At 71.7% G+C, this 21,395-nt stretch carries 21 protein-coding genes; 10 read left to right on the forward strand and 11 right to left on the reverse strand.

The window, feature by feature from the left end; all coding sequences use genetic code 11:
* Positions 1-96: 96 nt before the first annotated feature.
* The 3 genes from NIE111_RS26455 to NIE111_RS26465 form a co-directional block, all read right to left on the reverse strand.
* Complete coding sequence (locus NIE111_RS26455; protein WP_238687027.1) at positions 97-1,101, reverse strand: glycine betaine ABC transporter substrate-binding protein; 1,005 nt, start codon at positions 1,099-1,101, stop codon at positions 97-99.
* A gap of 200 nt (positions 1,102-1,301) precedes the next feature.
* Positions 1,302-2,042, reverse strand: a complete 741-nt coding sequence (locus NIE111_RS26460) for an ABC transporter permease (protein ID WP_210780819.1) — start codon at positions 2,040-2,042, stop codon at positions 1,302-1,304.
* Complete coding sequence (locus NIE111_RS26465) at positions 2,039-2,725, reverse strand: ABC transporter permease (RefSeq protein ID WP_091403225.1); 687 nt, start codon at positions 2,723-2,725, stop codon at positions 2,039-2,041. Before NIE111_RS26465 ends, NIE111_RS26460 begins: the two co-directional genes overlap by 4 nt.
* A gap of 2 nt (positions 2,726-2,727) precedes the next feature.
* Here NIE111_RS26465 and NIE111_RS26470 point away from each other — a divergent pair, with 2 nt between their 5' ends.
* Positions 2,728-3,732, forward strand: coding sequence for an ABC transporter ATP-binding protein (locus NIE111_RS26470; protein ID WP_372488409.1), 1,005 nt, complete (start codon positions 2,728-2,730; stop codon positions 3,730-3,732).
* A 52-nt stretch (positions 3,733-3,784) separates the two neighbouring features.
* Here the strand turns inward: NIE111_RS26470 and NIE111_RS26475 are convergent, their stop codons facing one another.
* The 7 genes from NIE111_RS26475 to folP all read right to left on the reverse strand — a co-directional run bounded on the left by NIE111_RS26475 (position 3,785) and on the right by folP (position 8,379).
* Positions 3,785-4,276: a hypothetical protein gene (locus NIE111_RS26475; protein WP_238687029.1), complete on the reverse strand. Its 492-nt coding sequence runs from the start codon at positions 4,274-4,276 to the stop codon at positions 3,785-3,787.
* A 65-nt stretch (positions 4,277-4,341) separates the two neighbouring features.
* The gene (locus tag NIE111_RS26480) at positions 4,342-4,650 is read right to left on the reverse strand and encodes a hypothetical protein (RefSeq protein ID WP_238687030.1); all 309 of its coding nucleotides are present in this window, start codon (positions 4,648-4,650) and stop codon (positions 4,342-4,344) included.
* Between the two features lie 53 nt (positions 4,651-4,703).
* Positions 4,704-5,918, reverse strand: a complete 1,215-nt coding sequence (locus NIE111_RS26485; protein ID WP_238687031.1) for an ABC transporter permease — start codon at positions 5,916-5,918, stop codon at positions 4,704-4,706.
* A 119-nt stretch (positions 5,919-6,037) separates the two neighbouring features.
* Positions 6,038-6,574, reverse strand: a complete 537-nt coding sequence (locus NIE111_RS26490; protein WP_238687032.1) for a DUF3180 domain-containing protein — start codon at positions 6,572-6,574, stop codon at positions 6,038-6,040.
* Between the two features lie 19 nt (positions 6,575-6,593).
* Entirely contained in the window at positions 6,594-7,121 is a 528-nt protein-coding gene (folK, locus tag NIE111_RS26495; protein ID WP_238687033.1) for a 2-amino-4-hydroxy-6-hydroxymethyldihydropteridine diphosphokinase, read from the reverse strand.
* Complete coding sequence (gene folB, locus NIE111_RS26500; RefSeq protein ID WP_238687034.1) at positions 7,118-7,486, reverse strand: dihydroneopterin aldolase; 369 nt, start codon at positions 7,484-7,486, stop codon at positions 7,118-7,120. Before folB ends, folK begins: the two co-directional genes overlap by 4 nt.
* Positions 7,483-8,379 (reverse strand): dihydropteroate synthase, encoded by an 897-nt coding sequence (folP, locus tag NIE111_RS26505; RefSeq protein WP_238687035.1) that lies wholly within the window; start codon positions 8,377-8,379, stop codon positions 7,483-7,485. The genes folB and folP overlap by 4 nt, the downstream gene beginning before the upstream one ends.
* A gap of 356 nt (positions 8,380-8,735) precedes the next feature.
* On the opposite strand from folP, the gene NIE111_RS26510 reads away from it, so the two are divergent.
* The 7 genes from NIE111_RS26510 to NIE111_RS26540 all read left to right on the forward strand — a co-directional run bounded on the left by NIE111_RS26510 (position 8,736) and on the right by NIE111_RS26540 (position 17,239).
* Complete coding sequence (locus NIE111_RS26510; RefSeq protein ID WP_030327982.1) at positions 8,736-9,050, forward strand: hypothetical protein; 315 nt, start codon at positions 8,736-8,738, stop codon at positions 9,048-9,050.
* Between the two features lie 13 nt (positions 9,051-9,063).
* The gene (locus NIE111_RS26515) at positions 9,064-9,426 is read left to right on the forward strand and encodes a hypothetical protein (protein ID WP_053654782.1); all 363 of its coding nucleotides are present in this window, start codon (positions 9,064-9,066) and stop codon (positions 9,424-9,426) included.
* A 70-nt stretch (positions 9,427-9,496) separates the two neighbouring features.
* The gene (locus NIE111_RS26520; RefSeq protein ID WP_238687036.1) at positions 9,497-12,940 is read left to right on the forward strand and encodes an ATP-binding protein; all 3,444 of its coding nucleotides are present in this window, start codon (positions 9,497-9,499) and stop codon (positions 12,938-12,940) included.
* A gap of 1 nt (position 12,941) precedes the next feature.
* The gene (locus NIE111_RS26525; protein ID WP_238687037.1) at positions 12,942-14,897 is read left to right on the forward strand and encodes an MFS transporter; all 1,956 of its coding nucleotides are present in this window, start codon (positions 12,942-12,944) and stop codon (positions 14,895-14,897) included.
* Positions 14,894-15,451, forward strand: a complete 558-nt coding sequence (locus NIE111_RS26530) for a hypothetical protein (protein ID WP_238687038.1) — start codon at positions 14,894-14,896, stop codon at positions 15,449-15,451. The genes NIE111_RS26525 and NIE111_RS26530 overlap by 4 nt, the downstream gene beginning before the upstream one ends.
* Positions 15,448-16,626 (forward strand): M23 family metallopeptidase, encoded by a 1,179-nt coding sequence (locus tag NIE111_RS26535; RefSeq protein ID WP_238687039.1) that lies wholly within the window; start codon positions 15,448-15,450, stop codon positions 16,624-16,626. Before NIE111_RS26530 ends, NIE111_RS26535 begins: the two co-directional genes overlap by 4 nt.
* A gap of 13 nt (positions 16,627-16,639) precedes the next feature.
* Positions 16,640-17,239, forward strand: a complete 600-nt coding sequence (locus NIE111_RS26540; RefSeq protein ID WP_238687040.1) for a hypothetical protein — start codon at positions 16,640-16,642, stop codon at positions 17,237-17,239.
* A gap of 2 nt (positions 17,240-17,241) precedes the next feature.
* Here the strand turns inward: NIE111_RS26540 and NIE111_RS26545 are convergent, their stop codons facing one another.
* The gene (locus tag NIE111_RS26545) at positions 17,242-17,799 is read right to left on the reverse strand and encodes a hypothetical protein (RefSeq protein WP_238687061.1); all 558 of its coding nucleotides are present in this window, start codon (positions 17,797-17,799) and stop codon (positions 17,242-17,244) included.
* A gap of 195 nt (positions 17,800-17,994) precedes the next feature.
* Between NIE111_RS26545 and NIE111_RS26550 the strand changes: the two genes are divergently transcribed.
* The gene (locus NIE111_RS26550) at positions 17,995-20,556 is read left to right on the forward strand and encodes an FtsK/SpoIIIE domain-containing protein (RefSeq protein ID WP_238687041.1); all 2,562 of its coding nucleotides are present in this window, start codon (positions 17,995-17,997) and stop codon (positions 20,554-20,556) included.
* Positions 20,557-20,560: 4 nt separating this feature from the next.
* Positions 20,561-21,304 carry a hypothetical protein gene (locus NIE111_RS26555; RefSeq protein ID WP_372488410.1) on the forward strand — a complete coding sequence of 248 codons (744 nt, stop codon included), beginning with the start codon at positions 20,561-20,563 and terminating at the stop codon, positions 21,302-21,304.
* The last annotated feature ends 91 nt before the right edge of the window (positions 21,305-21,395 follow it).

The following is a 21,395-nucleotide window of genomic DNA, read 5'->3' on the forward strand; positions in this document are numbered from 1 at the left end:
CCCACGATATCCACCGGAGGGAACGGGGTCCCCGGGACGCGAGGACGCCCCCGCCCGATCGGGGGCGGGGGCGTCCTCAGCACGTGCGGAACGGGCTCAGCTGGTGGCGAAGGCGCCATCCGAGGAGAAGATCAGACCCACGCTGATCGAGCCGTCACGCAGCCCGCTCTTGGTCAGCGGCCCGCCCTGGTCCAGGGAGGAGAACTTGCCGACCGACAGCCCGTAGGTCTTCTCCAGGCCGGGCTTGCAGAACGGACGCTGCTCGCACTCCGGCGGGCCACCCAGCACCGTCGCGCTGCCGGAGCACTTCGCGGCCAGCTCGGAGAGGGTCCGCACGCCGTACTTGTCGGCGAAGGCCTGGGTCACCGCGAAGGCGTTCTGGTCCTGTGCGGCGGCCGGGGTGCCGAAGGTGAGGCCGGCCTTGTCGCCCTCGGCCTTCAGCGCGGTCACCGTCGTGTTGACGTCCGGCGAGGAGATCGGCTGGGCGTTCTGGCCGTTGGCCTTGGTGTTGAGGAACTCGGCCATTGTCGCCGCGTACTCCGGGACGACCTGGATCTCGCCCTTCTCCAGAGCCGGCGCGTAGAGCTCCCGGTTGCCGATCTGCTGCACCTTGACCTGGTAGCCGGCGGCGCTGAGCGCGATCCGGTACAGCTCGCCCAGGATCTGGCTCTCGGCGAAGTTGCCGGCGCCCACAGTGATGTCGCCGCCTGGGCCCTTGGTGATGCCCGCGGTGAGGTTGTTCGCGCTGGCGAACTCCTCGGCCGCCACCTTGGGAGTCTTGCGGTCCTCGTTGACAGCCTTGTTGAGCTGGATCAGCTTCGGGGTGTCGAGCGCGGCGGAGACCTTGTCGAGTGCGGCGATCAGCTGCGGATTGGCCGCCTTGCTGTTGACAGCGGGAATGACGTTGTCGGAGTTCTGGAGCTTCTTGTCGTCCTGCAGAGCGATGAGCTGCTGGCCGGCGACCGGGGCGCACCCGGCGCCGGAGGCGCTCGTCTGGGGTGCGTCGGTGCCGGACGAGCCGGCGTCACCGCAGCCGGTGAGGAGTGCTGCCCCGGCGATGGCGCTGACCGCCCCGATCGCCAGACGTGTACGTGCGCGCATGTGCCCGCCTTCCGTGTCCCGGCGCGGCCCGTTCCGGGCCGGCCGCGTGTCCGACGGGCGATCCTGACTGTCGGCCGCCCGCGAATGTCCACCCAACATGGTCCGGAACCGACCGACAACTTGGGATGGACTTCGTCACCCCATCGTCACCGATTTGACGGGCGTGGGTTGCCAGCGCGACGCGGGCTCACCCGGACGGGTCAGGCGCTTCCGGTGGCGTCGGCGGCTCGGGGCCGCCCGAGGCGCTGCCGCCCGCGCCGCAGCGGCTTGGGGGTGACCAGCCGTTCGACGCCGCCGAGGACCACCTCGGCCAGCAGCGCGAGCCCGGCCACCAGCACGCCGCCGGCGACGATCTGCCCGCCGCCGGCCGCGATACCGATGCCGAAGCCGGTCCGGATGATCTGGCCCAGGCCGCCGCCGTTGACGAAGGAGGCCAGCGCCGCTGTCGCGATCACCTGGACCGCCGCGGTGCGGAAGCCGGCCGCCAGGTAGGGAACCGCGAGCGGCAACTCCACCCGGCGCAGCAACTGCCCGCCGGACAGGCCCATCCCCCGGGCCGCGTCGCGGGCCTCGGGGTCCACCTGCCGCACCCCGGTGTACGCGTTGGCCAGCAGCGGTGGCACGGCGAAGACAGCCAGTGCCACCACTACCGGTGTCTTCCCGAAGCCGCTGGCGAAGACGACCGGGAGGATGGTCAGCAGCGCCAGGGTGGGGATGGCCAGGGTGGCGTTGGAGATCAGCACCACGAGGCCGCCACCTCGACCGAGGTGCCCCAACCAGAGCCCGAGCGGCCAGGCCACCAGGCAGCCGAGCGCCACCGCCAGGGCGGAGATCGTCAGGTGCTCGCCGAGCCGGTCCAGCATGCCGCCGGGGTTGGTCCAGTTCAGTGGGTCGTTGATCCAGGTGATGGCCTGCCCGATCGGGTTTTCCGCGACGGTCACCGTGCCCTCCGAGTGGACCAGGGAGTCACCAGTCGGGCGACCAGGATGAGCAACAGGTCGAGCACGACAGCGAGCGCCACGCAGAGCAGGGCGGCCGTCATGATCTCGGCCTTGTAGAGGTTGTTCTGGAAGCCCGCGAAGATCAACTGCCCGAGCCCGCCGTGCCCCACCAGCACCCCGACCGTGACCAACGCCACAGTCGAGACGGTCGCCAGCCGCACGCCGGTGACGATGCCCGGCAACGCCAGCGGCAGGTCGATCCGGAACAGACGCCTCCACCGTCCGTAACCCATGCCCTCGGCGGCCTCGCGAACCTCCGGAGGCACCTGGTTGAGACCGGCCACCACGTTGCGCACGATCAGCAGCAGCGCGTAGAGGACCAGCCCGACCAGCACCGTGGTCGCCCCGGTGCCCAGGTAGGGGGCGATGAACGCGAAGAGCGCCAACGACGGGATGGTGTAGACCACCCCACTGACAGCGAGGATCGGACCGGCGAGCGGACGGACCCAGTACGCCAGCACCGACAACGGCAGGGCGATCAGCACCGCGATCAACACCGCTCGCCCGGTGAGGGAGGCGTGTTCGCGCACCGCGGCGAGGATCGTGTCAGAGTTGTCCCGCACGTACTGCCAGGAGAACCAGGGGTTACCCGGGTCGGCCCGGTAGCTCAGGCGGAAGGACATACGTGGACGTTACCCCGGAGGCTGCCGGCGTGGCCCAATCCCCTCGCGCGGCGTCGATCTCCCTGGAGGGCATCCAGAAGCGCTACCCGAACGGCACCGAAGCCGTCCGGGACCTCAGCCTGGAGGTCCGGGCCGGCGAGCTGGTGGTGCTGATCGGCCCGTCCGGTTGCGGCAAGTCGACAGTGCTGCGGATGATCAATCGCCTGATCGAACCGACCGCCGGTCGCATCACGCTCGGCGACGAGGACGTCACGAACGTCGACCCGGTGCGACTGCGCCGTCGAATCGGATACGTGATTCAGAACGTCGGCCTCTTTCCACACCAAACCGTGCGGGCCAACGTGGCCACTGTGCCGGGCCTGCTCCGCTGGCCCAAGGGCCAGACCCGAGCGCGGGTCGACGAGCTGCTCGACCTGGTCGGGCTGGACCCGGCGGAGTTCGGCGGTCGCTACCCGCACGAGCTGTCGGGTGGCCAGCGGCAGCGGGTCGGGGTGGCCCGCGCACTCGCCGCCGACCCGGTGGTGCTGTTGATGGACGAGCCGTTCTCGGCCGTCGACCCGATCGTCCGGGCCCACCTCCAGGAGGAGTTCCTGCGCCTCCAGGCCGAGGTGCGCAAGACGATCGTGCTGGTCACCCACGACCTCGACGAGGCCGTCCGACTCGGTGACCGGATCGCGGTCCTCTCCGAGGGCGGGCACCTGGAGCAGTACGACACCCCTGCCGCGCTGCTCGGCGCACCCGCCACCGCGTTCGTACGCGAGTTCGTCGGCGCCGACCGGGGCATCCGCCGATTGGCGGTCACCCCGCTCGACCGGGAGGCGCTGGAGCCGGTGCCCGAGGACGCCGCACCGGACCTGCCCACCGTCGCCGTGGACGGCTCGGCCTACGACGCGTTGGCGGTCCTGCTCACCTCGGGCCGGGACCGGCTCCTCGTGACCGACGCCGGCCGGCCGGTGGGCGCGCTCAGCCGACAGCGCCTCCTCGACCTCGGCCGCCCGACCAACTGACCCGCTGGCCGAGGCAGGCACGACCGCCGCGCCCACCCTCGCCTCGGTCGGGTCAGGCGCGACCGCCGAGGCTGGCGATGCCGATGATCCACCCGGTGAGGAAGCCGTAACCGGCACCGGTGCTGGCGTCCTGCAGGGCCCCCAGCAGTGACGGTGCCGGGCCGAGCAGCGCCGCCAACACGGCGGCCAGCCCGCCAGCCAGCACGTACGCGGCCCAGCCGGAGAAGAACTGGCTGACCGGGCCGGGCACCCGGGCGACCTGGGCGGCAGGCAACAGGTAGAGCAGCGCCACCGCGAGGACCACCAGCAGCACGGCTCGCAGGTCGGCGGCGAACAACCCGCCGGCCTGCCCGTCCGCGTCGAGCCGCCAGGCCGGCCAGGCGAGCAGGCGCGCGTAGAACGCCCCGGCCGACTCCGGGTCGGTCAGGGTGACGGCCCAGCCGGTGTACGCCGGACTGCCGCAGATGCCAACCAGCAGCAACACGGCGAGCGCGCCGGTGCCGGCGGCCGTGCCGTAGCGGCTGACCGGGCCGGAACGGTGCATGAGAGACGCGATCCGCCCAGGCCCCGAACCGGTGGCTCGGGCGGACCTGGGCTGCCCCGAGCGGCTCAGTGCTTCATCAGGTAGTCGATGAAGGCGGCCCGCAGCAGCGGCGCCGACTCCTCGTAGCCGTGACCGGTCAGCTCCCGCCACAGCGCGTTGGCCTCGTCGATCGTCGGGCCGATCGAGTTCGGGGCGCCGTCCAGCACCGTGGCCTCGTCCGCGTTCGGCAGGTGGCGCAGCACCGACCAGAAGAAGGACACGTCCCGACGCTCCCGGGCCCGGGCGAACGCCCGCTCCCGCAGTTCCTCGGTGGACAGCGCGTCAAGCTCCTCGAACGAGGTTCCGCCCGGGGTGGCGGCAGGTGAGTCGGTCATGTCGCCGAGCCTAACGGTCGAGATCAGCTCCGGCTCGGCGGACGCGACGCGGCTCACCGCTCGTCGGTGTCCCACCGTCGTGGGCCGTCCTCCCACCGCGGATCCCGCCACGGGTCGATCGGTTGCGGCGCGGCCTGGGTCGGCAGCGTGGGAGGCCAGTTGTCGACGGACTGCGGCTGCGGCGTGGTCCAGCCCGAGCTGATCGTGCCGTCGCTGACCGGCTCGGGCCGGTCGGGGCCGCCCGGTCGGGGCCGCCCGAGCGTCTCGACCAGCCGGGTGACCAGCAACCCGACGCCGAGCGCTGCCCCGCCGATCATCCAGTTGCTCAGCGTCCAGCCGCGCTCCGGCGCGTACACCTGGAAGACCGTGACGAGGCCGACCGCCAGCAGCGTGCCGAACACACCGCCCCGGCGGCCGTACGCGCTGGTGCCGGCGAGCAGGGCCACGCCCATGGCCAGCACCGTCCAGTCCAGCCCCGAGGTGGGCGCCACCGGCCCGGGGTCGTTGGCGGCGAGCAGGATGCCGGCCAGGGCCGCCAGCACCGTGGAGACGACCAACGCGACGGCGGTCACCACGGCGGCCACCGTGCCCCGCCGACGGGCCGGGTCGGCGATCGGTCGGTACCGGCCGGCGAGCCGGCGGACCGCCCGGATCGCGCCGAACAGCCCACCCAGGACGGCCACCGCGGCGAAGCCGGCGAAGAGGTAACCGGCGCTGCGGGTGGGGTCGTAGTCGCCCTGCACCAGCACGGGCGCCGATCGGCGTTCGATGTACACCACAACGGCGGCGGCGCCGGCCAGGCTGGCGGCCCAGCCCGGTACGTGCAGCACCACCACCGCCAGCGCCAGCGCCAGCCCGCCCACCGCGGCGACCGCCACGGCCGGGCCGAGCGACGCCGGCAGGCCCCGGTCACCCTGCTCGGCGTAGTGCAGGGCGGCCGCTACCGCGATCGGGCCGACGGCCAGGTTCGGCGCGGCAGTGCGCAGGCTCAGCCCGGCGGCCAGGGCGAGCAACCCCAGCCCGACCGCGTTGATCAGCAGCGTGCGCAGGTTGCCGTCGCGCACCGCGGCCGGATCCTCCCGCCAGAGCAGCCAGCTCACCGCGGCCAGCCCGGCCAACAGCAGCAGCTCCCACCCCAGGTGTACGCCGATCCGATCCCGGCCGGGCTCACCGTGGGTGGGATCGTCGAAGACGTTGTCCAGGACGGCGGCCGGCACCCCCGACGAGGGTTCGGCCGACCGGTCCCGGCCCGCTTCTTCGTACCCCATGACGCCGCCTCCCCAGTGGCCGACCGTCCCCAGTCCGGCGCACGGACGGACCCTGGGTGGCCCTTGCTCTCCGATCGCAGGCACCGTACCCGCGCCCACAGCCGGGCGTAACCCCCTGCTCAGCGCTGGCCGGGGCGGCTCTCCCGAGGGTCCTGCTCGCTCTCGTCGTCCGGGCGTTCCGGCACCCGGCAGGAGTGCTCCAACCAGAGCGCGGCGCCGACCAGTGCCAGCGAGGCGAGCAGGCCTCCGCCGGCGGCCGGTCGATCGTCCAGGGCTGCGCGGGTGGTCTCCACGAAGAGCCAGCCGGTGAGCCCCGCGTAGAAGCCCGCGAAGATCGCGGCGGCCAGTGCCGACGCCTTGGCCAGCACCACGAAGCGGGCGACCAACAGCGGATTGACCGGCTCCCGACCCGGCTTGCGCTCGATCCGGCCCCGGGTGTTGATCGCGGCGTACGCCTCCAGCACGGCGAGCCCCGCCAGCGTCACCACCGGCAGCCAGGGCAGCCGGGGAATGCCGCTGTAGTAGAGGGTGCTGATCAGCAGCCAGGCCACCGCCGCCGCAGCCAGGCCGGCCACGACCAGTGTCGAGATCCGGGTGGGGCCCATCCGCGACCCGTCCGGGCCCGACCCGCGGGGTGGGGGCTTCGCCTGCGTCATGCCGGCCGGTTCCGCTCGGTCATGCCGTCGACTCTAACGCCAACTCCGGCCGGGGACGCAGTTCCAACGCCTCGTCCGCAGCGGGGCCGGTGGTCAGCAGGTCGGTCAGCCAGCCGTGACCGGGCAGCCGACCGTACGGCTGGATGTCGATCCACGGACGCAGCACGAAGGCGCGCAGGTGCGCCCGGGGGTGCGGCAGGGTCAGCTCCTCCTCGTCGCTGAGCACCGGCTCGTCGTCGTCGCCCCAGACCGCGATCACGTCCACGTCGAGGGTGCGCGGCCCGAACCGCCGCTGCGGGTCACGGGCCCGTCCGGCCGCGCGCTCCGCGTCGCGGGCCCGTTCCAGCCAGTCGCGCGGGGTCGCGCTCTCGTCCTGCACGAGCACCACCGCATTGAGGTACGCGGGCTGATCGGTGTCGCCCCACGGTGGAGTCTCGTACACCCCGGAGAGCACGAGCACCGCGTCGCCGAGGGTGGCGACGGCCGTCCGCAGGTGCTCCAGGCGGTCGCCCAGGTTGCTGCCGAGCGAGAGAACCGCCCGGGTCATCGGGTACGCGTCCGGGTCATGGTGACGGCCACGTCGGTGAAGGTGTGCGGTACCGGAGCCTCCGGCTTGTGCACCGTGATCGTCGCGGCGTCGACCCGCTCGTCGGCCAGGCAGACCGCGAGGAGCCGGTCCGCCAGGGTCTCGATCAGGTTGACCGGCTCGCCGGTCACCACAGCGACCAGGCGTTCGGCCAGCTCACCGTAGTGCACTGTGGCGGTGACGTCGTCGCTGGCGGCGGCCGGGCCGAGGTCCAGCTCCAGGACGGCGTCGACCACGAAGTCCTGCCCCTGGACGCGCTCGAAGTCGTACACGCCGTGCCGGCCGCGCGCCCGCAGGCCGGTCAGGTGGATCCGGTCCGTCGTCATCGCCGTACCCCATGCTCGTGATCGTCGTGCGTTCGCTTCCTGTCGTGCGGGGGCACGGCCAGGCGAGGGCTGCCGGTCGCCGCCCAGACGGCGAGCGCGTCGGCGGTGGCCCGGACGTCGTGCACGCGTACACCCCAGGCGCCCGCGGCGACCGCGAGCACGCTGGTGGCCACTGTGGCCGCCTCCCGCTGGGCGGTCGGTCGCGGCGTGCCGTCCGCGGCGGCGAGCAACCCACCGAGGTACGACTTGCGGCTTGCCCCGAAGAGCAGCGGGTAGCCGAGATCCAGCAACTCCGGCAGGCGGGCGCTGAGCTCCCAGTTGTGTGCGGCCGTCTTGGCGAAGCCGAGCCCGGGGTCGACGATGAGGCGGTCGGCGGCCACGCCGGCGGCCAGCGCCGTGTCGATCCGTTGGGCCAACTCGGCCCGGACGTCGGCCACCACGTCGGTGTAGGTGGCCAGCTCGCGCATGCCTCGGGAGTGTCCACGCCAGTGCATCAGCACCCAGGGGCAGTGCGCGTCGCGGACCACCCGGGCCATGTCCGGATCGGCCAGGCCACCGGAGACGTCGTTGACCACCGCCGCTCCGGCGACCAGAGCGGCCTCCGCCACCCGCGCGCGGGTGGTGTCGACGCTGACCGCCACACCGGCGGCGGTCAGCTCGCGGATGACCGGCAACACCCGCTCGGTCTCGGTCGCGGCGTCGATCCGCTCGGCGCCCGGACGGGTCGACTCGCCACCGATGTCGACCAGGTGCGCACCGGCGTCGCGTAGACGGACGCCGTGTCCGACGGCGGCGTCCAGGTCGGCGTACCGTCCGCCGTCGGAGAAGGAGTCCGGTGTGACGTTGAGGACGCCCATCACCACCGGGCCCGAAGCCCGCACCAGATCGGTCACGACTAGACGGTACCGGTCGCGGCAGCGGCGCCCAGCGACCCGGGTAGGCCCCGCACCACTGCCCCCGACGTGCCGATTAGAACAGGTGTACGATCGGTCATCTGGGCAGTATCGGGCAGCCCCTTCGCGGCTTGTCGCAATCCGGGGCGGCCCGTACGCTTTGGAATTGGCCAGCATCGAGATGGCGAAGCTTGGAGGGAGGGCCGAAGCGGGGGAAAACCGCCCAAACCTCGCCACCCTCCGTGGTGAGTAACGAACACAGGGTCAAGAACGCCATGCCCTGTGGAGCACTTTTCCCGCCAGGCTTGCCTATTGCACCGCCGCGGCACCGCCGGCCGCGCTATGGGGAGGTTCCAGTGATCGCCTTCGAGCTCATGGAGACGGCGTCGTCCGGCGTCGCCCACGCGCTCTCCACCCTGGCGTCGGCTCCACTCGCGGAGCCGGCACCGAAGGGGATCGACACCAACAGTGTCGTCACCTTCTTCGCCAGCAAGATCGCGCCGATCCTGCTCGCCGTCCTGGGCGTCATCTTCATCGGCCGTGCCAGCCGAGGTGAGATCTCCAAGGTGCTGACCAGCTCCGCGATCGCCATCGTCGGGCTCGCCTTCATCGCGGGCGCGGCAACACTCTTCTTCGTCGGCGATTACCTGATCGACCTGATCTTCGAATAGGCGCGTTCACCAGATGCGGCTGCGCACCGACGACGACATCTACCGGGCCCGCCTGGTCTACCTCGGGCCGCCCGGTTACACCCTTCCGGTCCACCTGCCCTACGCCCAGTACGGGCTCTTCATGCTGCTGGTCCCCCTCTACATGTTCATCCACTGGCTGTTCACGTTGACGGTCGAGCTCTTCCCCGCCTGGGAGATCGCGCTCGCCATCGTGACCACGTCGTTCATCTTCCGGCACGTCGACCCCGATCGGCCGGCGCGGGTGGTCATCCGCACCGCGCTGACCGACTGGCGACGCACCCGGGAGCCGGCGGTCGAGCAGCGCGATCCGCGCCTGGTCGGCAGCCGGATCAGGATTCGGGAGGAGCTGGCATGACCGGACGTACGTCGAACGGTCCGTCGCAGGACGCGGGCATGGGTCTGCCGACAGTCGCCGAGGCGATCGCATGAGCCGCTCCTCCACGCCGGGCTCCCCGGCCGGCCGCCCGGGCGCACCGGTTGGTCACCGTGCGCACTCATTCGACTACACCGAGGACGAGGACGAGGTTGCCCTCGACCCCGCGCTGGTGACGTCACCCGGCCACGGCGCCGTCGGCGTGTTCCAGGCACCCCGGCCGATTCCCCGCCGGACGCCACAGGCCGAGCCCACCGCCGTGTCGGCCGGCGAGAACGCCGACATCGACTCCCCTTTCCTGGACCTCTTCGGCGGCGGGGGTCGACCCGCCTCGCCACGAGCCGTCACCGCCGGCCCGAGCACCCGCGAACAGCAGGCGATCCCGCATCAGCCGCCACCCACCGCCAGCCCGGCACCAGCCCGGGCGGTTCCTGAGCTCGAACCACCCTGGACGCCGGCCGACCCGCCCGGCAATGGTGGCCGACCCGTCGAGCCACGACACGGCGGCGGCCACCCGGCCAGCGAGTCCCGGGTGCCGCATCAGGCCGGCGATCGACGGCCGATGCTGCGTCCGCCGGACGAGCCCGGCCCGCCCACCGACGGCGGGTCAGCGTCGGCGACCACCGGCCCCGTCCGCCAACCCGCCAGCACCGCGCAGGGCGGCCGCCCCGCAGCGACGGCCCGACCGGCGGCTCAAGCGTCCCGGCCGACGGCCGCCGCCAGCCGGTCCACCGCGCCGCCGGATCAGTCGGCCATGATCACCGCTGCGGATCGCCCAGCTCTCGAAAGCACGGCACGCCGGGTCACCGACTCGGATCGACCCCGGAGCACCGGCACCGCGGCCACCGGCAAGGAGGTCGCCGCACCGCGACAGCGCACGGCGAGCCGACCGGACCGACCGATCAAGCCGACCCGGGTTCGCGCTCCGAAGATCAAATTTGGGGATCGGGATCCATCTGTCGAGCTGGCCATCACCGAGATCGCCGGTCACCTGACCTTCACGCCCAACACCGTCACCGCGTGGTACTGGCTGCCCGAGGTCCGCTGGGCGTTCCGGCCGGACGCCGAACGCGAGGCGCTGCTGTCGGCGATCTCCGAGCAGTACGCCGGCCTGGCCGGCTTCCGACTGCACCTGCGCCGCACCACCCGGCCGTTCCCCGCCGACGAGTGGGCGCGCACGATCGACACGCACACCTCCGCGCCGCTGCCCGACGTCCCCGGCACCACCGGCTGGGCCGACCACCTGGTCGCCGCCCAACGCCACCTGATGGCTGTCAACCACGCCGAGGGCCAGACCTACCTGGGTGTCACCTTCGCCCGGCGTTCCCTCGGCGACTCGCTCACCGAGCGGCTGCTGCGCACCTTCGGCAGGGGCACCGCCGATGGGGAACGCCGCAAGCTGGGCCGCACAGTGGAACAGTTCGACGAGGTGCTCGGGGCATTCGGCATGCGCGGCCGGCGGGTCACCGCCCAGGAGCTGGAATGGCTGCTCTACCGCTCGGTGGCGCTGTGCATGTCGCCGCCGAGCACCCTGTCCCCCGTCACCGACGGGCGCTGGGAGCGCGGCGACCTGCTCGCCATGACCGAGCAGGTCGAGCGCTACCGCACCCCGTACGGCTCGACGGTCAAGCTGGTCAACCGGATGACCGGCGAGGAGCGGCACGTGGCAGTGCTCGCTGTCGGCCGGATGGAGCCGCTGGAGATCCCGGAACGACACGAGCCCTGGCTGCACTTCCACGAGCGGCTGCCCTGGCCGATGGAGATCTCCACCCGCGTCGACATCCTCGGCTCCGGCGACTCCTTCCGTAATCTGGAACACCGGCTGCGGATGATCCGCTCGCAACAGCTCGACTACGCCGAACACGGCATCGACGCGCCCCCGGAGCTGGAGCGACTGGCCAAGCGCGCTCTGGTGATCGGCGACGAGATGACCACCGGCCTGCCGGTCGACTCGGCCCGTGCGCACGGCTGGCACCGGATCGCGGTCGGCGGCCGGACCAGGGAGGAATGCCTGGAACGGGCCCGCCGGCTCATTCAGCTCTACTCCCGGGAGCTGCGCATCTCGCTGCAGCACCCAAAGAACCAGGACTGGCTGGCCCGTGAGTTCATCCCCGGTGAGCCGATCGCCAACACCGGCTACGTGCGCCGCATGCCGGTGCCGTTGCTCGCCGCCGCGCTCCCCCAGGCCGCATCCAACGTGGGCGACCGGCGGGGCGATCTGATCGGCCGAACCGCCGGCACCTGCCGCCGCCCCGTCTTCCTCGACCTGCACTTCCCCATGGAGGTCCGGGAACGCTCCGGGCTCGCGGTCTTCGTCGCCGAACCGGGCGGTGGCAAGTCCACACTGCTCGGCGCCCTGGGCTACCTGGCCGCCCGCCGAGGTGTCCAGGTGACCCTGCTCGACCCGTCCGGCCCGCTGGCCCGCCTCTGCGCGATGCCCGAGCTGCGGCCGTACTCCCGGGTGTTGAACCTGACCGGCTCGGAGCACGGCACCCTGGCGCCCTACTCGCTCATCCCGACGCCGCTGCGCTCCGAGTTCGGCATCGGGGCCGCCGGTGACCGGGAGTTCGAGATCGCGGTCTCCAACGCTCGGGCCGAGCGGCGGATGCTGGTCCAGGACATCTGCATGATGCTCGTCCCGCCGCAGGTGGCCAGGGAGGCGTCGACGGCAACCCTCTTCCGGCACGCCGTCCGCCAGGTCCCCGCCGAGGAGACCTCCACCCTTGACGACGTGGTGAGCTGCCTCGGGCGGCTCGACGACGACGCCGGCAAGGAACTGGCCAACCTCCTGCTGGACACCGCCGAGATGCCACTGGCCATGCTCTTCTTCGGCCGACCGCCGGAAGGGCTGCTCGGTGCCGACGCGGCACTCACCGTGATCACCATGGCCGGGCTACGGCTGCCCGACCTCAAGATCGAACGCGAGTACTGGTCAGCCGAGGAAGCGCTGGCCCTGCCAATGCTGCACACCGCGCACCGGCTCGCCGTCCGGCGCTGCTACGGCGGCTCGATGTCGTCCCGCAAACTCGTCGGCCTCGACGAGGCGCACTTCATGGAAGGTTGGCGGTCCGGGCGCTCCTTCCTGGTCCGACTCGCCCGCGACTCCCGCAAGTGGAACCTGGCCGCGCTGGTCGCCTCCCAGAACCCCAAAGACATCCTCGGCCTCGACGTGCAGAACCTCGTCTCCACAGTCTTCGTCGGCCGCATCGCCGAGGACGCCGAAATCGCCTCCGAGGCGCTACGGCTGCTGCGGGTGCCGGTCAACGACGGGTACGAAGCCACCCTGGCCTCGCTCTCCGCCGCCGACACAAGCTCGTCCAGCCGGCTCGGCTTCCGCGAGTTCGTGATGCGCGACGTCGACGGCCGGGTGCAGAAGGTCCGAGTCGACGTCTCGTACGTCGAAGGGCTGCTGGACCACCTCGACACGACGCCCGCCGCGATCGCCGCGGCGGCCGGAGTCCTGCCGAGCATCCCCCTGCCGGATCTGGAGGCGTGACATGGCTAGGGCCTGGGCAAGGACTGCGTCGTTCCTGCTCGCCCTTGGCGTGCTGGCCGGGGCCACCCTCACCTGGCCGCTGATCGGCGCGGAGGCCGCAGCCGCCGCACCGCCCGCCGCCCAGGCCCGCGCCGACCTCTGCACGACCGCCGAATGGCAGGCCGACTTCCGCGCCTGCGTGGCGAAGCTGAAGCAGGTCAGCAAGGCCGAAATCGATTGCCTCAAGCCACCTGTGCCTTCCGCTCCGGATTCGGGCCTGGCTGGCTGGTTCGCCTCCCGTCCGGACTCGTCCAAGCTGCCCGGGCCAAAGGGCATCTACAGCGACTACGGCTACGGCGGTTACAGCTTCAACACCTACAACGTGGAGGGCGGATGCGCATCCACCGTCCTCCATCCGGACTACAAGTTCACTACCACCGTCGCCAACGGTGAGCTCATGATCGCCACGGCGGTCGTGGGTGCCTCGAACGCCCTGCGGGAGCGAGCCTGGGATCCCCGCTCGATGTGGAGTTGGGCCGACCCACTGGTGGAGAAAGCCACCAAAGGCGTATACGAGAAAGTATTCAGCGTCTTCGGAATCGTCACGCTCTGCGTGGTGGGTCTCTACCTGCTCTGGCGCTCCCGCCAGTCGGACATGAGCAATGCGATGACGACGGCAGGCTGGGCCCTACTGGTGATGGTGGCGGTCACCGCGCTGGCAGCCTGGCCGGTCAAGTCGGCGAACATCGCCGACGGCACTCTGATCACCTCACTCGGCGTCGTACACGACGCCATAGGCCCGGCGTCAAAGGACACCCCGCCAGATCAGTGCGCCGTCCCCAACCCAGACGCTTGTGTGGATAAAAGACCGCCCGCTGTTCGGGCCAGCGACACTGCGACCGAGGCGATGCTCTATCGCAATTGGCTGCGTGGAGTTCTCGGCTCGGCGGATAGCGAGACCGCCCGAAAGTATGGCCCTGCCCTGTACGACGCCAAGGCGTTCTCCTGGGAGGAGGCCGAGAAGCTGCGGGCCAACCCGGCCACCCGGCCAGCGACGATCGAGGCCAAGCAGCAGCAGTGGATGACTGTCGCGGGGCAGATCAAGAGCGAGGACCCGGAGGCGTACGAGTTCCTGACGGGCACCCGCGATATGGACCGAATCGGCTCCGGTTTTATCGCCGTGCTCGCGGCCGTGCTCTTCGCGATGTTCGACCTGACCGCGTCAGTGCTGGTCCTGCTGGGTTTCCTGATCTTCCGATGGGCGGTGATCGCGGCACCCATCCTGGGCACCATCGGCCTGCTCCGGCCGGCCAGCGCCGGCCTGCGACGGTTGGCGAACGCCGTGGTGGCTGCGGTGTTCAACATCGCCATCTTCGGCACTGGCGCCGCCATCTACCTGTTCGCCGTCGACCTGATCATGAGTACCCCTGCCCTGCCGGGTTGGCTTCAGGTGGTGCTGGTCTGGCTCTGCGGGGTGGTCGGATGGCTGCTGCTGCGGCCGTACCGGCGGATCACGCAACTCGGTGGCAAGGACAGCAGCGAAGCGGTCGGTTCGGCCGGGTCCTGGCACCGCCGGTTCTTCCGCGACATGCGGACCGCCGCTCGCCTGGACGTAGCCGAGCCGGGCGGCACCGCCGAGCCGGTGGGCGGACGTCGACTCTCGCCCGATGCAACCCAGACCCGGCTACGTCCCGAGGCGCGGCGGGAGGACCCGGCCCCGGTGCCGAACGCAGTGGCCGACGGCCGGCGCGCGGACGCGGTACGCCCCGACGGTCGAGAGCGGCCGGAAGAGGCCCCGGCGGAGGAGGGCAGGGGTCGGAGCCGCAAGACCGCCCCGCAGCCCCGACGCCGACAGCCAGCGACCTGGACCGAGCCGGACGTTCCGGCTGAGAATCCGTCGTTCGTTGTCTACCGCCCGGGCTCCACCGAGCGTGTACCGGATCGCACCGGACCTCGGGTGCGCTCAGAGGCGAGGTGACGGTCATGCGACGGGCGTTGGAATTCCTCTTCACCCGGGCGCTGCGATCCCGACTGGGCGTTGCGCTCGTGATCGGGGTGGTGGTCGTCGGTGTGCTCGGGGCGGCCAGGCTGATCTCCAACCCGGGCGACTCAGCCGATGGGTTGAGTAGCCGTCCGGATGGGCCGATCATCACCGTGGACCCGACGGCTGGCGACGACGGTCTGCTCAACAGCGCGGCTCCGCCGTCACCAGTGACGTCGCCCGGCGCCCGCACGCCCGAACAGACCGCCGACCGCTTCGCCAAGGCCTGGCTGGGCCGTCCCGGGATGACCACCGAAGAGTGGCAGGCTGGTCTGCGGCCACTCTCCACACCGGGGTTGAGGGAGAAGTTGACCGGTGCCGAGCCCGAGAGCGTGCCGGCCGAGAAGGTCACTGGTCCTCCAACCATGCGGGAGCGGACCGAAACGTTCGTCGAGTTGCTGCTCCCCCTTGATGCCGGCGGGCTCCGGTTGGAGCTGGTCACCTCCGACGATGGTTGGCTGGTCGACGTTCTGGACTGGGAGCGGCCATGAGCGACGTTGGTAGCGCCAAAATCCGCCGCGGTCCCCTCCGGCTCGGTGTGGTCGCCGCGGTGCTCACCGGGATGTTGCTTCTGCTCTGCTGCACCGGCGGCACCGCGGCGTTCTTCCTCACCGGCCTCGGAGGCGACGACGCCGAGAACGGCGACACCATGGCGGGCATGGAGTGCGGGCCGGGCCGAGCGGTCAACATCGCGGGCAAGCTGCCGCGATTCGCCCAGTACGGCGACAGCCAGGTCCGCAATGCCGCGATCATCATCAAGGTCGGCCAGGACATGGGCGTGCCTTCGCGAGGTTGGGTGGTCGCCCTCGCCACAGCTATGCAGGAGTCCGCCCTACGCAACCTGGCGAACAGCGGCGTAGCCGAGTCCCTGGCTCTGCCGCACGAGGGCGTTGGCGCGGACCACGACTCCCTGGGCCTGTTCCAGCAGCGGCCGGGTTGGGGCAGTGTCGCCGAGCGGTTGAACCCCGCGTACGCGGCCCGCAAGTTCTACGAGAAGCTCGTGAAGGTGGGGAGCTGGCAACAACGACCGCTGACCGTGGTCGCGCAGCGAGTCCAGGTCAGCGCATACCCGGACGCGTACGCCAAGCACGAAGAAATAGCCAGCCGGATCGTGGACGCGCTGGCCGGCGGCGCGGCCCGCACTGTCGAGATCAACGGCAAGGCGGTGTGCAACGCGGCCGAGCGCGGCCAGATCGCTGCCTCCGGTTGGACCGCACCCATCCCTGGCGGAGTCGGCTCCGGTTTCCGCACCGCCAGCCGGCCCAGCCACAACGGAGTCGACATCGGCGCGGCAAAGGGCACCGAGATTCGCGCGGCAGCGACCGGTCGAGTGTTGGTCTCCACCTGCGACGAGGACCGCCGCCTCCGGCAGGACTGCAACGTGGACGGATTCCCCGGCAAGGGAGGCTGCGGCTGGTTCGTCGACCTGCTGCACGCCGGTGGCTACATCACCCGGTACTGCCACATGGTGGTTCAGCCCTTCGTCAAGAAGAATCAGATCGTGACGGCCGGTCAGGTGATCGGCAAGGTCGGCAGCAGTGGTAACTCCTCCGGCCCGCACCTGCATTTCGAGGTTCACCTGCAGAACAACCGCAACGCCTCCGGCGCGGTGAACCCGGTCCCGTTCATGCGCGAGCGGGGTGCCCCGCTGCGCGCCGCTGAGTGAGGCCACCACGGGTATGACCGGACCGTTACCCGACCCGTTCGCCGACCAGCCGGACTGGGCACCGCAACCGCCGAGACCGCTGGCGATCGTCCCCGCGACCGAGCGGGTCGAGCTACGCGGTCGACGGGTGCTGGTCGGGCTACCCGGGATGGGTTGGCGCGGGGACCTGCGCGCGGACGACCGGGTGGTGCAGAGCGCCCGGACCTACGTTCCGGTGATCCCCGAGCACGAGTGGTACCGGGCCGAAGCCGACCAGGTCGAGGTGTTCGCGCCGCTGGTGCCGGTGGAGCGGGTCTGGGTGGAGACCGTCGGCAGCCGTCCGGAAGTTGACGACGCCCGGGACAACGGCATCCGGTTGGTTTCGCTGGACGGCCCGGCACACCGGACCCCCACACCGGTCTTCGAAGCGGACGCGGTCACCGGTCGGCGGGTGGTGCACGTCGAGGGCGGCCTGGAGCACCGCGACCTTCGAGCGGTCACCGAAACCTACTCGGGCGCCGAAGGCGACATCTGCGTGCGAGTCACACCCGAGGTGGAGTGGTACCGCTGGGCCTGGCGCGGCCAGTCACCCACCACGCTGGAGGTCCCGGTTCACCTCCTATGGATCGAGTGAGCCTAGCCGGCTCGCGTCCCGCCACACACCTGCCAGCCGTCGGCTAGCCGAGTATTGAACTGCCAGGGCTGCCGGTCGCTCTGGCTCATCCCGTCGACACGAGCCGAGATGATCAACGTAACCTCAACAGCAGCAACATCACCCTGCGTCTGCACGTTCAGGGTCCCCCAGCTGACAGTTATCGTGGTCGCGAAACGCTGCTCCCGTTCGAGTAGATCCGTCCGCAGAGCTCGTAACGCCTCCAACTGCGACCCGCTCTCGCAGGTGAAGAGGTCTGCTCTTACGTCATTGCGATCCACGAGGAACGCGCGCAGATAGTTGTCCACCACCACGTCTGGCGTGCTGCGGTCGGGTGTTGAGGCGCGGTTGTACCAAACCAGGGCGGTGGCGACCCCGCCGAGGCAAAGCAGGGCGAGCACGCCAGCGACGACAGTGAGCACCGTTCGCATCCGACGGCGTGGCGGCTGCGGTGCCGGCGTTACCGGGGCGGGCGGCAGCTGCTCGGAGGGTGTCCGCTGGGCCGGTACGCGGGAGACCTGGGAACCGGCGGGGGGCTGCACTGATTCCACCTCCTGAAGTTATCGGCTGGACGCTCCGGAGCCAATGCCTCAGATCCAGCGGATCGTGACGGACCCCTCCCCACCGGTGAGATCCACGACAACACCGGCGCAGCGCCGAGCCACCTCCCGGAGGAGGGCCGTCGGCTGGGATACCGTCTCTGCTTGGGGAGGGGTTGCCAACCTCGGGTAGAGGGGGTGGACGCGGTGGCCGGTCCGAAGGCTCGCACGAACCGCGCCGCAGCCCTGCACCGTCGGGCGGCGGCCGTCGCGACCGCGGCTGCCGGGATCCTGGACGAGACGCGGCCGGCTCCGGCCGATCAGCGCCGCCAGTACGAGGTGGCCGACCGGTTACGGACGGCTGCGGCTGTGCTTGCGCCGGGTTGGTCGGGCGCGGCACTGGACTCGCTCACAGTGGACTCGCCGGCGGGTGATGGTCCGCCGCCGTTCGTTCGGGTCGGTACCGCGGCACCGTTGGACGACGCTCGTTTCCCCGCTTTGGTGCCACTTGTCGGCACCGGTCACCTCAGCGTGGACGCTGACGCGCGGGAGCCGCGGGTGGCGGGGTTGCTCCGGGCCGTACTTTTGCGGTTGTTGGGTGCGGCACCGGCGGGTGCCCTGCTGATTCGCGCGGTGGATGCCACCGGAGCTGTGCTGACGCCGTTCGGGGCGCTCGCGGATGCCGGCCTGTTGCCGCCGCCGGCGGTGGACGTGGCGGGTCTGCGCGCGGTGCTGACCGAGGCGGAGCAGTGGGTGACGCCGGGGGCGAGTGGGCGGCGCCGTCACGATCGGACGTTGTTGCTGGTGGTGGCGGCGCTACCGGAGTCGACCGGCCCGTCCGATCTGGCGCGCATCGAGACGTTGGCCGAGCAGGGGTCGGCCGCTGGGCTGCACCTGGTGGTGGCGGGTTGGCCGCCCGCCGGCCCGTACTCGGCCCGGGCGCCCCTGCCGCACACCACTTCGCTGGCGTTGCGGAACGCGTACGCGCTGCTCGGCGATCCGCCGGGGGCGTCGTTCGCCGGGCCGGGCGCTGATCCACCGGGCGGTTTGAACTCACCGGTCTTCGTCGAGTCGGACCCGCCGGCCGAGTTGGTCGACGCGGTCTGTCGGCGGCTCGCCGAGCAGGTGGAGGCGGGTTCCCGGTTGGCGTTGGGTGCTCTGCTGCCGCCGACGGGTGAGCGACTGTGGGAATCGGATTCGGCCGACGGGCTGACCACTACCGTCGGCGATGCCGGGGGCCGGTCGGTGCCGCTGGGCTTCACCGAGTTGACCCCGCACTGGCTGGTGAGTGGCCGGTCCGCTGCAGGCCGGGCGGCGTTCCTGACCACCGCGCTGCTCGGCCTGGCCGCCCGGTACGGCCCTGACGACCTGGCGTTCTACCTGGCGGATCTCGGCGACGGCGAGTCCTTCGTGGAGTTCTTGCAGACCGAGCGGGACCGGTCGTGGGTTCCGCAGGTGCGCGCGGCAGCGATGGCCGCCGACCGGGAGTACGTCCGGGATCTGCTGGACGAGTTGACGGCCGAGGTCCAGCGCCGCACGGAGGCGGGCGCTCGGGCCGGGGGGCAACGCTTCGCGGAGCTGCGTCAGCACCAGCCGCTGCCCCGGATCGTCTGTGTGGTGGACAATGTGCCGCTGCTCTTCGCCGAGCGGGATCGGCTGGCCGCCGAGGTGGCCGCCCAGTTGGACGGGCTGGCCCGGGCGGGTCGGGCGTACGGCGTGCACCTGGTGTTGGCGGGTGCGGGCGAGTTGGGGTTGAGTGCGCGCGCGGATGCTGGTCATCGGGATTCGGTGCTGGGGCAGTTTCCGGTACGGGTGGCGCTGCCGGGCGGGAGTCCGGTGTTGGAGCCGACGAACGACTCGGCGGCCGGTCTACCGGTGGGCAGCGCGGTGGTGAACACTGCCGGCGGGCTCGGCGGCCCACGGGGTGCGATCCGTGGTCACGAACGGTTGATCCGTCACCCGGATCCGCAGGATCATCCGGAGGTCGTGGAAGAGCTGCGCCACGAGTTGTGGGCGGCGCGTCCAGTCGGGTCGGTGCCGCCGGTGGTCTTCGCGGGTTACGCCCGGCCGCTGCTGGGCAACGATCCGCGGCACCGGGCGGCCCTGGCGGGGCAGGCACACGGACCGGCCGCCCTGTTGGGCCGGGCGGTGGACGTGGCCCGCTCGACGGTCGCTGTGCCGCTGGGTCCGGCGGCCGGGCGCAACCTCGCGGTGCTGGGGTCGGGCGCCGCGGCGGGCGGGCTGTTGGCGACGGCGGCGCGCAGCACGTCGGCTCACCACGCACCGGGCAGTGCCCGCTTCCTGGTGGCGGTGCCGGATCCGGGCGCGCGGGCTTTGGCGGAGGCGTTGACGGCGGATTTGGCGACCCGGCATGCGGCCGAGTTGGTGGATCTGCCGACGCTGCTCGCGGACGCCGCCGACGACCTGCCGACGTATCTGGTGGTCTTCGGGCTGGACCGGCCGGGGCCTCGGGAGCTACCGGTGGACCGGCTGCGGTCGCTCCTACGGGACGGGCCGCCAGCGGGCCGGCATCTGCTGGGCTGGTGGCGTGCGGTGCCGCCGTTCGCCGCGTTGTTCGAGCCGGCGGGCGAGGTCGACAAGCTCGCGGCGGTGGCCGTGCTGGACGTGCCGGTCGCGCAGCTCACAGCGGTCTTCGGTCGGCCGGTCGAGTGGCAGGTGCGCCCCGACCGGGCGGTGCTCTGGGACGGTCCGGACGAGCGGGGCACCGTTTTGGTGCCGTTCGCCGACGAGGCCGGCTGATCGGGTGGCGCACGTGGAGGGTGTCGAGGTGGATCCGATCGCGACGGTGACCGGGCCGGGGCGGCAGCGGGCAGCTGCGACGACCGGGGACGCCACGCCGCGGGCGGTCGAGCCCAGCACGGCCTGGACGGATTATCTTGCGGCCGCCCGGCAGTTGGACGGGGTACGCCGGGGCGCGGCTGCCGCTGCCGGTGAGCAGGCCCGGTCGGCGGAGGCCGCCCGGGAGGAGTTGACCGTGGTCCGTACCGGGCTGGCGAGTCAGCAGGAACGGCTTCGCGAGTTGGGCGTACCGGCGATCTCCCTGGTGCCGTCGCCGCCGGAGCTGACCGAGGCGGCACGGTCGATGGCGGGTGGCCCGGCGGCCGTTTTGGCGGCGCTGCGGACCGCGCGTGGTCGGGCCGAGGCGGCGGACGCGGCGCTGGCGGCGCGCCGCCGATTTCGGCCGGGGTCCTGGCCCGCGCGGGCCCGCAACCTCCTGGTGTACGGGCCGTTCGCGCTGCTGGTGCCGCTGATCCAGGTCGTGGTTCTCGCAACGACGGGGGTGGGACCGGCCACCGTGGCGGCGTTGATCTGCGGACTGCCGATGCCGGCGGTCGCGTTCGTCGCCGGTTGGATCGGCATTGGCCGGTTGTTCCGGGTCAGCCCCAGCGAGCGGCTGGACCGTACGGTGCGTTTCGGCGCGTTGGTGTGCCTGGTGCCGGCGGTGCTGGCCACGGCCGGCCTGCTGTTGGCGCTGCTCGCTGGGTGACCCACCGGGCCGGTAAGCCGCCCGGCCGGAGCAACGCCGGGCGGGTGGGAAAACGCAACGGCCGGCCGTCCCGGGTGGGTGTCGGCCGGCC

It is taken from the genome of Micromonospora hortensis (genome assembly GCF_022230935.1).
Lineage (GTDB): Bacteria > Actinomycetota > Actinomycetes > Mycobacteriales > Micromonosporaceae > Micromonospora > Micromonospora hortensis.